At 60.2% G+C, this 12662-nt stretch carries 11 protein-coding genes; 3 read left to right on the top strand and 8 right to left on the bottom strand.

Features of this window, described 5'->3' with window-relative positions:
* The first annotated feature begins 27 nt into the window (after positions 1-27).
* Together BTN45_RS22525 and BTN45_RS22530 are read left to right on the top strand one after the other, a co-directional pair.
* Positions 28-1860 carry a TRAP transporter large permease subunit gene (locus tag BTN45_RS22525; RefSeq protein WP_207591170.1) on the top strand — a complete coding sequence of 611 codons (1833 nt, stop codon included), beginning with the start codon at positions 28-30 and terminating at the stop codon, positions 1858-1860.
* 15 nt (positions 1861-1875) lie between these two features.
* Positions 1876-2874, top strand: a complete 999-nt coding sequence (locus BTN45_RS22530) for a TRAP transporter substrate-binding protein (RefSeq protein WP_207591171.1) — start codon at positions 1876-1878, stop codon at positions 2872-2874.
* A 53-nt stretch (positions 2875-2927) separates the two neighbouring features.
* On the opposite strand, the gene BTN45_RS22535 is transcribed toward BTN45_RS22530, so the two are convergent.
* The gene (locus tag BTN45_RS22535) at positions 2928-4439 is read right to left on the bottom strand and encodes an aldehyde dehydrogenase (NADP(+)) (protein ID WP_207591173.1); all 1512 of its coding nucleotides are present in this window, start codon (positions 4437-4439) and stop codon (positions 2928-2930) included.
* Positions 4440-4685: 246 nt separating this feature from the next.
* Between BTN45_RS22535 and BTN45_RS22540 the strand changes: the two genes are divergently transcribed.
* Positions 4686-5036 carry an antibiotic resistance protein VanZ gene (locus tag BTN45_RS22540; RefSeq protein WP_234905476.1) on the top strand — a complete coding sequence of 117 codons (351 nt, stop codon included), beginning with the start codon at positions 4686-4688 and terminating at the stop codon, positions 5034-5036.
* A 26-nt stretch (positions 5037-5062) separates the two neighbouring features.
* Here the strand turns inward: BTN45_RS22540 and uxuA are convergent, their stop codons facing one another.
* The 7 genes from uxuA to BTN45_RS22575 all read right to left on the bottom strand — a co-directional run bounded on the left by uxuA (position 5063) and on the right by BTN45_RS22575 (position 12257).
* Positions 5063-6271, bottom strand: coding sequence for a mannonate dehydratase (gene uxuA, locus BTN45_RS22545; protein WP_207591178.1), 1209 nt, complete (start codon positions 6269-6271; stop codon positions 5063-5065).
* On the bottom strand, positions 6268-7335 hold the full coding sequence (locus BTN45_RS22550) for an L-idonate 5-dehydrogenase (RefSeq protein WP_207591180.1): 1068 nt from the start codon (positions 7333-7335) through the stop codon (positions 6268-6270). The genes uxuA and BTN45_RS22550 overlap by 4 nt, the downstream gene beginning before the upstream one ends.
* 69 nt (positions 7336-7404) lie before the next feature.
* On the bottom strand, positions 7405-8811 hold the full coding sequence (locus BTN45_RS22555) for a TRAP transporter large permease (RefSeq protein WP_035208170.1): 1407 nt from the start codon (positions 8809-8811) through the stop codon (positions 7405-7407).
* Positions 8812-8815: 4 nt separating this feature from the next.
* A complete protein-coding gene (locus tag BTN45_RS22560; protein WP_035208172.1) occupies positions 8816-9388 on the bottom strand; it encodes a TRAP transporter small permease in 573 nt (190 codons plus the stop codon).
* A 60-nt stretch (positions 9389-9448) separates the two neighbouring features.
* Complete coding sequence (locus tag BTN45_RS22565) at positions 9449-10423, bottom strand: sialic acid TRAP transporter substrate-binding protein SiaP (RefSeq protein ID WP_207591181.1); 975 nt, start codon at positions 10421-10423, stop codon at positions 9449-9451.
* Positions 10424-10485: 62 nt separating this feature from the next.
* A complete protein-coding gene (locus BTN45_RS22570; RefSeq protein ID WP_207591182.1) occupies positions 10486-11202 on the bottom strand; it encodes a FadR/GntR family transcriptional regulator in 717 nt (238 codons plus the stop codon).
* 368 nt (positions 11203-11570) lie between these two features.
* On the bottom strand, positions 11571-12257 hold the full coding sequence (locus tag BTN45_RS22575) for an HAD family hydrolase (RefSeq protein WP_207591183.1): 687 nt from the start codon (positions 12255-12257) through the stop codon (positions 11571-11573).
* Between the last annotated feature and the right edge of the window lie 405 nt (positions 12258-12662).

Below are 12662 nucleotides of genomic sequence, written 5' to 3' on the forward strand. Positions count from 1 at the left end.
ATGGCTTCGGGAGTGGAGAAGAAAGACATGATGGCGAGTCCCGCAACGACATCGGCACGAGGGCGCATCGGCCCGCAGCGTGTGGCAGGGCGGCTGCTGGCCATTCTGGACAAGGTACTCGGTGCGGTCGCGGCAGCAATCCTTGCCACGCTGCTCGTGGTGGTTCTGGTCAATGTGACCCTGCGTTATCTGTTTCACACCGGCTTCATCGGCGCGGAAGATCTGGGCATCTGGCTTAATGTCGCGATGATCGCTGTCGGCGCGCCTCTCAGTCTCAAAAGCGCGCTTGCGATGCGGCTCGATGTTTTTGTGCGCTTCCTGCCGGAACGTTTCCATGCTGCCACGGAAGTCCTGGCCGATGCTTTCTCGTTCGTTGCCGCGCTCATACTCGCCTTCGGCGGGGTAGAAATTGCGGCAATGCTGGGCGGGACGTCCCCGACGCTTGGTCTGCCGGAATGGGTGCGTTTCGGTTTTCTTGGTGCGGGTGGCGCACTGATTTTTGCTTATCTCGCGCTTCAGCGCGTCAGTGAAGGCAAGGCGTTTGCTGTTCTGCTCTCCGTCGTCATTGCTGTTGTTTCCTATGTGGGCCTGCCGGAAATTTTCGTCGATACGACCCTGCCGCCTAGCCTGTTTCTGGCGCTGACGGCAGCCGTGGGGCTGGTTTTGGCCGCGCCGCTTGCGCATGCCTTCCTCGCCGCCGCCTATGTGGCGATTGCCTTCGGCAGTACTTTGCCGGAGCCGGCCATCGTTTCCTCCACGGTCACAGGCATGTCGAAATTCCTGCTGCTCGCCATCCCCTTCTTCCTGCTGGCGGGAAGTCTGCTGACGGAATCGGGCGTCGCAAACCAGCTCGTCCGTTTTGCCGCCTCCATGGTCGGCCACCGACGGGCGGGGCTGGCCCAGACGACGCTTCTGACGAGCGTGCTGTTTTCGGGCGCCTCCGGTTCTTCAGTCGCCAATGCTGCCTTCGGCGCCTCCACCTTCCAGCCGGAACTCGTCAAGCATGGTTATCCACCCGCGCAGGCGGGTGCGATCATCGCCGCCACTTCCGTGTTGGACAACGTCATTCCGCCCTCCATCGCATTTCTTATCCTCGCAACGGCCACCAACCTTTCGGTCGGGTCGCTGCTAGTCGGCGGATTCTTTGCGGGCGGGTTGATGGCGGTCTGCCTGGCGGTGGCGATCCATTTCAGCGTGCGCAGCGTTGATACCCTGCCTCGCGCGACGGGCTCTGAGCGGTGGCGCTCGGCCGTGGCTGCGATACCTGCCTTCGGTCTTGGCGTCATCGTGGTGGTCGGCATCCGCATTGGCGTCGTCACGACCACGGAAGCCGCAGCGCTTGCAGCGCTTTACACGCTGTTTCTCGGCTTCGGATACCGGCTGGGCGCGGGCCGCATTTTTACAACCTTCCGCCAATCGGCGGGTGAAGCAGCTGCGATCGGCCTTCTGATCGGTACGGCTGGCCCCTTCGCCTTTCTCCTGGCGGTCGATAATGTCTCCGGTCTTGTCACCGACTTCGTGACATTGCTCGGTGGCAGCAAGATCGCGGTGCTTCTGCTGTCCAACCTCATTCTGCTCGTGGTCGGTCTTGTGCTTGATATCGGTGCTGCCATCCTGCTGTTCGGGCCGATCCTTCTGCCCGCTGCCGTGGCAGCCGGTATCGATCCCATCCATTTCGGTGTTATCCTCGTGGTCAATCTCATGATCCACGGCCTGACACCGCCGCTCGGCATGCTGATCTTTGTGGTGAGCGGCGTCACCCGCATTCCGGCGACAGCCCTTTTCCGGGCCGTCGTTCCCTATCTCCTCTCCCTTCTCGTTTCCCTCGCCATTCTGTGCGTCTGGGCCATTTTCTTCTAATCCGGGGCTTTATTCATGACTATTATCGACCGTCGTCATCTCCTCAAACTCTCCGCTCTCGGCGCGGCAACGCTCGCCGCACCGGCCTTCGTGCGTACGGCTAGTGCCAGAACCCGCAGCCTCACCGTTGCGTCGCTTTTCGCTGGCGACAAGCCGGAGACGAAAATCTGGGTGAAGATCAGTGAGCTGGTGGAAGCGAAGCTGCCCGGTCGCTTCCGGTTCAATATCGTAAAGAGCGGTGCGCTGGGCGGCGAAAAGGAAGTGGCGGAGAATATTCGGCTGGGATCGGTTCAGGCCAGTCTTTCAACCGTTTCCTCGCTTTCAGGCTGGGTGCCGGAATTGCAGATCCTCGATCTGCCCTTCCTGTTCCGTGATGGGGAGCACGTGCGCAAGGTGGTAACCGGCGAGACTGGCAACGAGTTGAAGACGAAGCTCGCCGCCCAGCAATTCATCGCTGCCGATTTCATCAATTACGGCGCGCGCCATCTGCTGACCAAGGAACCGGTAACACGGCCCGAGCAGCTGGAAGGCAAGAAGATCCGCGTCATCCAGAGCCCGCTGCACACCAAGCTGTGGAGCGCCTTCGGCACGACGCCGGTCGGTATCCCGATCACAGAGACCTATAATGCGCTGGCGACCGGCGTGGCCGACGCCATGGACCTCACCAAATCCGCCTATGCCGGCTTCAAGCTTTACGAGGTCGTGCCCTATCTGACCGAAACTGGCCACATCTGGGCTTCAGGCGTCGTTTATTATGGCGCGACCTTCTGGAACCAGCTGGATGACGAAGAAAAGAAGGTGCTGTCGGAGGCTTCCAGCGAAGGCGCGAAGTACTTCAACCAGCTGATCGTTGAAGATGAAACGAAGTCCGTTGAGCTTGCGTTGTCCAAGGGTGGCAAGGTGCTGCAGCCGGAAGCGCTGGATGGGTGGCGCAAGGGCGCTCAGGGCGTCTGGCAGGATTTCGCCGGCATTGTTGGGGGTATCGAGAAGATTCAGGCCGTGCAGTCTGCCTGAGACTACGGGTCAGACGAAGAACAGGGAGGCGTGTGAGCGCCTCCCCTCTTTTATTAGCGAATGTCTTCCGGCAGAACGTCCGAGGGAATGTTCTGATAGGAAACCGGGCGCATGAAGCGGCGGATCGACATGGTGCCGACAGAGGTTGCGCCGAAGTTCGTGGAGGCCGGGTAGGGGCCACCGTGAACCATGGCTTCGGAAACTTCCACGCCGGTCGGGAAACCGTTGGCGAGAACGCGGCCCGCCTTGCGTTCCAAGATCGGCAGCAGCTTGCGGGCGAGTTCGGCGTCGCCTGCATCGAGATGCATGGTCGCCGTCAGCTGGCCTTCGAAGCTCTTGGCAACTTCCAACATTTCTTCGGTGCTATCAACAGTCACGATCAGGCCGAGCGGTCCGAAGACTTCTTCAGCAAGCGCATGGTTGGCAACCCAGTCCTTGCCCGAAACGCGGAACAGGTAAGGCGTTGCATTGCGCAGGTTGCAGGTGGTGGTCAGAATGTCGCGCACGCCGTTGCCGGCAGCGATACGATCACGGCCATCACGATAGGCAGCGGCGATACCGTCTGTCAGCATGACCTGCGGGCCAACTTCGGAAAGAGCGGCGCGTGCGGTTTCAGCAACCGCATCCGCCTGCTCGGAGAGGATGACGGCGATGCCGGGGTTGGTGCAGAACTGGCCCGCACCCATGGTCAGCGAACCCGCCCAGCCCTTGGCGATGGCTTCACCACGGGCGGCAACGGCTTCCGGCAGCAGGAACATCGGGTTGACCGAACCCAGTTCGCCGAAGAAGGGGATCGGCTCGGGGCGCTGAGCGCAGAGATCGAACAGCGCACGACCGCCAGCGAGCGAACCGGTGAAGCCGACCGCCTTGATGCGCGGATGCTGCACGAGCGCGGAACCGACATCGCGGCGGCCGCCCTGGATCAGCGAGAAGACGCCGGGATGCAGATTGTGCTTCTTGACGGCGGCAAGAACCGCTTCGGCAACGATTTCACCGGTGCCGGGATGGGCGGAGTGACCCTTGACGACAACAGGGCAACCGGCAGCCAGAGCCGCAGCGGTGTCACCACCGGCCGTGGAGAAGGCGAGCGGGAAGTTCGACGCGCCGAAAACGGCGACAGGGCCGATCGGACGCTGCATCAGGCGGATATCCGGGCGCGGCAGCGGCTGGCGATCCGGCAGTGCTTCGTCGTGGCGACGATCGAGATAGTCGCCCTTGCGGATATGCGACGCAAACAGGCGGAGCTGACCGACGGTGCGGCCGCGTTCGCCCTGCAGACGGGCAGCGGGCAGGCCGGTTTCGGAGGAACCGATTTCGGTGATGGCGTCGGCGCGGGCTTCGATCTCATCGGCAATGGTGTCGAGGAAAGCGGCGCGCTCTTCGCGGGTGGTGTAACCGTAGCTCCAGAAGGCTTCTTCAGCTGCCTCACAGGCGGCATTCACCAGATCGACGGTGCCGACCGAAAAATCGAAAGCTTCGCCATGTGCAGGCTCGCTGCGGAATTTTGCTTCCGTTGCGACCCATTCTCCTGCAACCAGATGTTTGCCGTGCGGCTTGAAACTCATTGTGCTCTTCCCTGAAAACTGATTCTGTGTGGAAAACCCACCCGACACCGTGACGTTGCACCGAAAGGCGACAGCGCAAGCGCCATCAGCCGCGATCCTCGCCCGGTTGCCTTCTGCCTTAGCCCGTGTAGGGCCTGAGCGAAAGCCGGTTTTTCAACTATCTGACCAAAAAGTGTGATTAATTGGGCGAAGCATGAAAAAGACCTGCTTCCGTTTACGCACACGACGCTTTAATGTGACGCCATGATGACAAACAGATTTCCGAAATATGTTGCCTGGTCGCTTCTTCTGTTGATTGTAATCGTCACTGTCAGCCCCATTGGGCTGAGGCCCCACACATTGACGACGGTCGGCATCGACCGCGCAGGTGCCTTCGCCCTCTGTTCGGCCGCCTTCGTGCTCGCCTATCCGCGTTACTGGCTTGCCATCATCGTCGCGGGCATTGTTGCGGCTTTTGGCATCGAGGCGCTGCAATTCCTGTCGCCGACACGCCATCCGCATCTGACCGACGCAGCCGTGAAGGCCGCCGGGGCTGTTGCCGGCGGATTGGCCGCCTATTCCTACCTCATGTTTCGGGCGAAGATGGCCGCAGGCTGACACATCCCCTGCGGTCAGATTTCCGATTAGCCACTCCCATTCGCGAGACCGAAGTGGCTGTGTGACAGCGTACGCTCGATGCCGCGCAGCTCAGCCAGCCCCTTCAATCGCCCAATGGCGGGGTAACCGGGCTGGGCGCCGCGCGTGAGGTCGTCGAGAATTTCCTGCCCGTGATCCGGCCGCATCGGAATGGTGTGGTCTTCACGGCCCTCCGCTCGCCGACGGGCTTCTTCGGTGATGAGGGCGGCAATGACGGCGACCATGTCGGTTCCGCCTTCCAGATGTTCGTCCTCGAAGAAGGAGCAGGGCACGGTGTCCGTGTCGCGCGTCACGTTGCGCAGATGCACGAAATGGATTCGATCGGCAAAACGGCTGGCAATGAAGGGCAGGTCGTTATCCGCGCGCGCACCGAGAGAGCCTGTGCAAAGCGTGACGCCATTGGCGCGGCTGTCGACCTGCGAGAGCATATGGGCGTAGTCCGCCTCCGTTGAGAGAATACGCGGCAGGCCGAGCAGTGGCCAGGGCGGATCATCGCCATGGGCGCAGATGTTGATGCCGACGTCTTCAGCAACCGGCGTCACCTCGGAGAGAAAATCGATCAGGTTCTGCTGAAGCCTTTCGCGATTAACGCCATGGTAGGAACGCAGTTTTTCGATGAGTTCCGGCAGGGTATAACCATCTGCCGAGCCGGGCAGGCCAGCGCCGATGTTGCGTGATAGCGCGACGATTTTTGTGTCGGGCATCTCGGTGAACCGCTTTGCCGCATCCTCCAGCAACCAGTCAGGATAATCCCGCGTCGCGTCCGGGCGCTTGAGAATGTGAATATCAAAGGCAGCGAAATCGGTGAGGTCGAAGCGCATCGCTTTCGCGCCGTGTTTCGTTTCCCAGCGCAGGTCGGTGCGGGTCCAGTCCAGCACGGGCATGAAGTTGTAACAGACGGTGCGGATGCCTGACGCCGAGAGGCGGCGCAGCGTTTCCTGCCAGTTGGCGATATGGGTTTTCCAGTCGCCCGTCTGGGTCTTGATGTCCTCGGAGACGGGCACGCTTTCCACCACGTCCCAATAAAGCCCGCCGGCCTTGATGGCCTCATGCCGCCTGGTTATTTCGTCCACCGGCCAGACATCGCCGGTGGCGATGTGGTGCAACGCGCTGACAATGCCTTCTGCGCCCGCCTGAGCCGCATCCTGAACCGTGACCTTGTCGACCGGACCGAACCAGCGCCATGTATGTCTCATCTTTCGTCCTCAAAAATTCCGTCTGCGGAAAAAGTCAGTTGCACCTTGCAGGCGGTGGAGCGGTCTCCGGCCTGCTCGAATGCGGCCTTCGCCTCATCGAGCGGGAAGCTGTGGGAAATGATCGGCCGCACATCGATCTTGCGCGTTGAGATCAGCCCGGCGGCGATGGCGAATTCATCATGAAAGCGCTGCGAACCGCGCCAGAGGATTTCTTTGCTCACCAGCGCATTGAGCGGAATGGTGATGTCACCGGTTACGCCCACCTGTACGATGGTGCCGCGCGGGCGCACGCAGGCAAAGGCGGTGCGAAGCGCGGGGGCTGCCGCGGAGCAATCGAAAATGACGTCGAAATAACCCTTGTCATCCTGGTAGGGCAAAAGCGCCTCGGCGTCCTTTGCGACATTGATCGTGCGGTCCGCACCCATGGCTGGTGCGCGTTCCAGCGCCGAATCGGTCAGATCGGTTGCAACGATGATACTTGCGCCCGCATGGCGGGCGGCGGCGATGGTCAAGAGGCCGATTGGGCCGGCTCCCGTCACCAGCACCTTAGCGCCGGTGAGATCGCCAGCCTGGGCGACGGCATGCAGACAGACTGCAAGCGGCTCAGTGCAGGCCGCTTCAGCAGCTGAGGTATCGGCTGGAAATGGCGCGCATTGTTTGGCCGGAACCACCAGCCGGTCGCGGAACATGCCCTGTTCGTGCGGCAGGCGCATGGCGCTGCCCATGAAGCGCATGTCGAGGCAATGGATCGGCTGGCCCTTCAGGCAGAACTGGCAATGGCCGCAGGGTTGCGAGGGATTGACGGCGACGAGCTGGCCGATGGCGAGCCCGCTGACGCCTTCCCCCAGCGCCCGCACATGGCCGGATGCCTCATGCCCGGAGATGATCGGTTCGCGCACCCTGACCGGGCCAAAACCGCCATCCTGATAATAATGAAGATCGGAGCCGCAGATGCCGCCCGCTGCCATTGCGAGCAGCACCTCGCCGGGTCGCGGCTCAGCGAGATTCTCTGTTTCGACGCGAATGTCCTTTTCGCCGTATAGACGTGCCACGCGTGTCTGCATGACCATGCCCTCATGTCTTGATATGGAATGATGACCCCGCGCGGCGAACCGCGCGGGCAGGGTGCCTCGTCAGCGGATCAGGCCCATCTCGGTCGGCAGCCACAGGGTGATTGCCGGAATGAAGGTGATCAGCAACAGCGCGACGAACAGAGGCACCAGCCATGGCAGGATCGCGATGGTCGTGCGTTCGACGGAGAGTTTCGCCACGCGCGAGAGCACGAACAGCACCATGCCGAGCGGCGGATGCAGCAGACCGATCATCAGGTTGAGCGTGATGATGAGGCCGAAATGCACCGGATCGATATGAAACTGCAGCACGAGCGGCAGAAGGATCGGCACGAGGATGGTGATGGCCGCAATCGTATCGAGGAAGCAGCCCACGAACAGCATCAGGAGATTGACCAGCACCAGGAAAATCCACTTGCTGTCCGTGATCGTCAGGATCGCCGCCGACAGAAGCTGCGCTGCCTGGCTGACGGTCAGCAGCCATGCGAAGACCGAGGCCGCCGCAACGATGAAGAGCACGGATGCGGTGGTTTCGATCGTGTCGAAGGTCGATTTCGCCAGCGTCTTGAAGGTCATCGTGCGATAGCGGACGAGGCCGAGGAACAGTGACCAGAGAACGGCCGCGACGGCTGCCTCCGTCGGTGTGAACCAGCCCATGGTCATGCCGCCGATCAGAATGACTGGCGTCATCAACGCCATCACGGCTGAGAAGTCGAAATACCAGTCGCAGGCAAGCAGGATGACCAGCACGATCAGGATCGACAGGTTGAGGGAAAGACCAAGCGCCGTGAGGATATAGATGCCGAGCGGCACCATCATCACCACGAAGACTTCAATCGATGCGCCGAAGATCGTTCTGAGGCTGAACGGTGTATCGGAGCCCCAGCCCTTGATATAGGCGAAGACCGCAACCGTGATCATCATCAGAAGCGTCATGACGACGCCGGGAATGATGCCGGCCATGAACAATGCTCCGATGGAGACATTGGCCATCATGCCGTAGATGACGAAGGGCAGCGATGGCGGGAAGATCGGGCCGAGCGTTGCGGAGGCGGCGGTGACGCCGACGGCCGCTTCGACCGGATACCCGTGGTCCTTCATGGCCTTGATCTCGATGGTGCCGATACCGGCCGCATCGGCAAGCGCGGTCCCCGACATGCCGGAAAAGATCACCGAACCGATGATGTTGACCTGGGCGAGACCACCCTTCATCCAGCCGACGAGTGCCACCGCGAAGGAATAGATTCGTCCCGTCACGCCCGCCGTATTCATCAAGTTGCCGGCAAGGATGAAGAAGGGAACGGCGAGAAGCGGGAAGCTTTCCACACCCGCGATCAGGCGCTGCGCGGCTATGATATCGGGCGCGACATTATAAAACACGATGTAGAGCAGAGAAGCCGAGGCCATGGAAATGGCGACCGGCAGGCCGATCACCATCAGGAGAAGAAAGGAGCCGATGAGAAGCAGCATGTGATCAATCCCCCGCGCTCTGGAATTCTTCGGGCCGCTCCAGAACGGAGTAACCGCGCTGCATATTGGCGATGAAGACCTGTACCGACCGGAAGAACATCAGAACGAAAGCGGCCAGAACCGTATAAAATACGATGCTGCGCGGCAGGGCGACGGTGACCATCTCCTCATCCGCGACGATTTCCATGTAGCGCCACATCAGCCAAGAGGTGTAGGCGAAGAACAGGATCCGCAGCACATCGACGAGGATCGACATGGCGCGGGCCACCTGCGGCGGCACATAGTGATAAAGCACATCAACCTGGATGTGGCGCGACATGCGCACGCACATGACCGAACCTAAAAAGACGACGCCGATCAGGCAGTTGACGGCGATTTCTTCCGTCCAGGCGTAGCTGTCGTTGAGCACGTAGCGGGTGAAGAACTGAAGGAACACGCAGCCCGTCATCAGCCAGAAGAGGCCAAGCGTGACCCAGTCTTCGAATGAATAGACCTTGAGATCGACCTCCGGCGGCGCCTCGTCGAACGTATGGGCGAGTTCCTCAGGCGTGACCTGAGTATGAATTTCCTGCGACATTGAGATATCCCGTCTGGAGAGAAAGGGCGGTGCGGCAAAGGAGCCGCACCGGATCTTGCTTCACTTGACGGCGCGAATGGCTTCCCAGTCGGCCTTGTCGTAACCGAAGTCCTCGAACTTCACTTTTTCGAGGACATTCTTCTCGAAGTCGGCCTTGTCGACTTCGGCGACGATCAGGCCGCGCTTCTTGAAGTCCTCGACGAGGCTTTTCTCGCGGCCTTCGATGGTCTTGGTGGTGCGCTCGGCAGCCTGCTGCATGACTTCGGTGAAGATTTGTCTGTCTTCATCTGACAGCTTGGACCACAGGTTCTTCGATATCACTGTATTGAGGTGGTCGACGATGTGGCCTGTCAGGACGATGTTCTTCTGCACTTCGAAGAACTTCTTCGCCTCGATGGTGGTGAGCGGGTTTTCCTGCGCATCGACGGTGCCGTTCTGCAGCGCCAGATAGACTTCCGCAAATGCAATCGGGGTCGTGTTGGCGCCGCAGGCGCGCGGCATGGCGAGGTAGGCCGGAACATCAGGCACGCGCATTTTCAGCCCGCCCATGTCGGCGCAGGTGGCAATCGGCTTGTTCGATGTTGTGTGGCGTGTGCCGTAATAGCTGACGGCAGCGATATGGTTGCCGGTCTTGTCTTCGTAACCCTTCGCGAGCCGCTTGAAGATATCGCTTTTGGTATAGGCGATCAGATGGCTCGGATCGCGGAAGATGTAAGGGAAATAGGTGACGCCGATCGGCTTGAAGTCACGCGCGGCGAAGCTCGACCCGGAAATGATGATATCAACCGTGCCGATCTTCAGGCCCTGATTGATATCGGCTTCCTTGCCGAGCTGCGAGGCTGGGAAGACATCGATCTTGTAGCGGCCATCTGTGCGCTTGGCGATCTCTTCCGCGGCCCAGACCGAATCCGTATGGAACGGCTCTGAGGTCTCGTAGACATGTGCCCATTTCAGTGCGGTCTGCGCCTGCGCCGCAAGCGCCGAGAGCAGGATGGCCGCTGTTGCGCCCATCAAAGTCGACAATCTGATTTTCATTCTTAACTCCTCCCGAATTAAAGCCAGATTTCCGTTTTTCCCGTCGCCGGTTGCGGCGGCGGTTATTCTTCTACGAGCGTTTCCTCCCCGAAACTTTCGGAAAATCTCTTCTGCGACAGCGTCAGATGCTGCCGCATCGCCTCGCGGGCACCTTCCGGATCGTTCGCGGCAATGGCGTCGCGGATGACCCGGTGTTCCTGCACGGCGAGGTTCCAGGTGTGCGGACCTTCGAAATAGCTGGCGAGCTTTTCGAAAAAGGGTGACAGGCTGCGCTCGTCATAGATCAGGCCGGTAAAGCGGTTGAGCGCCGAGTTGCCGATGATGTCGGCGATGGCGGTGTGAAAGGCCCGGTCGAGATTGAGCGCCTGCGGTGAATTGTCGAGTGCGCCGGCCATGCGCTCGATGATGTCATCAAGTTTGACGATGCATTCCGGCGTGGCGAGCCGTGCGGCTTCCTCCGCGATCGCGCTTTCGATGATACAGCGCGCCTGCAGGATTTCGAAAGGCCCATGCGCATCCGGCACTGTTGGCTTTTCTTTCCCCTGTTTGCCGGTTGCGTTTACGTAGACGCCCGAACCCATGCGAATATGGATATGGCCTTCCACTTCAAGAACGATAAGCGCTTCCCGCACCGTGGGGCGTGATACGCCGAAGCGTTCCGCAAGGTCGCGTTCCGCCGGCAGGCGCTGACCGTCCGTCAGTTCCCCGCTTTCGATGAGCAAGCGAATTTGTTCCGCAACCAGCCGGTAAAGGCGGCGCGGCTCAAGAGCCACAAACATGATGTCCTCCCAGCGCGAAAGTCTCCCCCAATCGCGCAAGCGGTAAGATTGTCTTACCAATTTCATTAGGGCGCATTTGTGCGACGCTGTCAATTAGACGTTAATGAAAAATATACGGAGGTCGTCTGGAGGCTCAGCGGGGCAGTATTGTCACGCTCCCCGGGGCTCTGGCTCCCGGGGGTTCTGCCATTTCCTCATTCTGGCCGCGAGCTGGCCGGGCAGACGGATTCCTTGGGTGGAGAACGACGGCAAAGTCGCAAACTTTGCCTCTCTCAATGTTTTGGATGATGTCGGGGCGCGATCGCTTGCCAGCAGCTCGCGACATCAGCTGGCAAGCGATCGCTTCTTTCCCTTTGCGTGCAGGCTTTTCAGCTCCTGCCCGTCGCCAGCTTCAGGCCGCCTATACCGTCGATAATTACATTCACCTCACCATAGCCGCCAATGGAAAGGTGTGGCGTTTCGATAGGATGCGAATGGGTGGCGTTGATGACCACCACTGACGCCCCCATGTTTTCCCCCGCCTGGATGCCGGCGGGGGCGTCCTCGAAGACAATGCAGTCTTGCGGTGATACGCCGAGCTTTTCGGCCGCTTTTCGATAGCCTTCAGGATCGGGTTTGCCGTTCACCACGTCTTCCGCACAGATCATGACAGGCGGCGGTGCAATGCCCGCCGCTGCGAGCCGGCGTTCAGCCAGTTCGCGTACGGCCGACGTCACGATAGCCCACTTGCCCGCCGGCAGCGATTGCAGGAAAGCGCCGGCGCCCGGTATCTGAACAATGCCGTCCACATCATCCATCTCTGCACGAAGGATCATTTCGGCCTGCTCATCCACGTTAAGACCCGCAATGGCCTCACGGCGGATAACCTCCGAGGCTCGCATGCCGTGAATGCGCTGCAGGAAGGCATTCGGCTCGATGCCATTCGCCACTGCCCACTCCCGCCATACGCGCTCGACGACGGCGATCGAATTGACGAGTGTGCCATCCATGTCGAACAGGAAGGCCGCAAACTGTTGCGAAAAAATCTGGTTTTGCGGCGGAACTTTGCTGTGCATCTCATTCTTCCGTTGAACTGTCGGCCTCGCCTGTCTCTACAGTATTGTCAGGCATAACGGAATCGTTTTTCAGCCGCCAAGGGCCGATAGTCATCTGCCGCGGGTGGGGGATGTTGTCCCGGAGTCGGACGCGGTCAGACTCACGCGAGTCGAGGTCGTCGGCAGGCAGGGCGGCGGTGAACAGAGCCACACCGGGAGTCAGCCTGCAGCAAGGATGCGCTGTTATCCTTTGTCTTCATATGTCAGGGAATGGCCAGATTCAAAGGGATAACAGATGTTCTAGAAGGTTCTGCATGAGAGTTTCGAACGCGGAATTTTCTTAACGATTTCCCTCTCTTGAGGGTGGCGTTAACCATTTGTTAACCATATTCGAGGTACCTAATTGTCAACGATTTGTTTACCAAG

Origin of the sequence: Rhizobium sp. ZX09 (assembly GCF_017357485.1) — a bacterium.
Taxonomy (GTDB): Bacteria; Pseudomonadota; Alphaproteobacteria; order Rhizobiales; family Rhizobiaceae; genus Agrobacterium; species Agrobacterium pusense.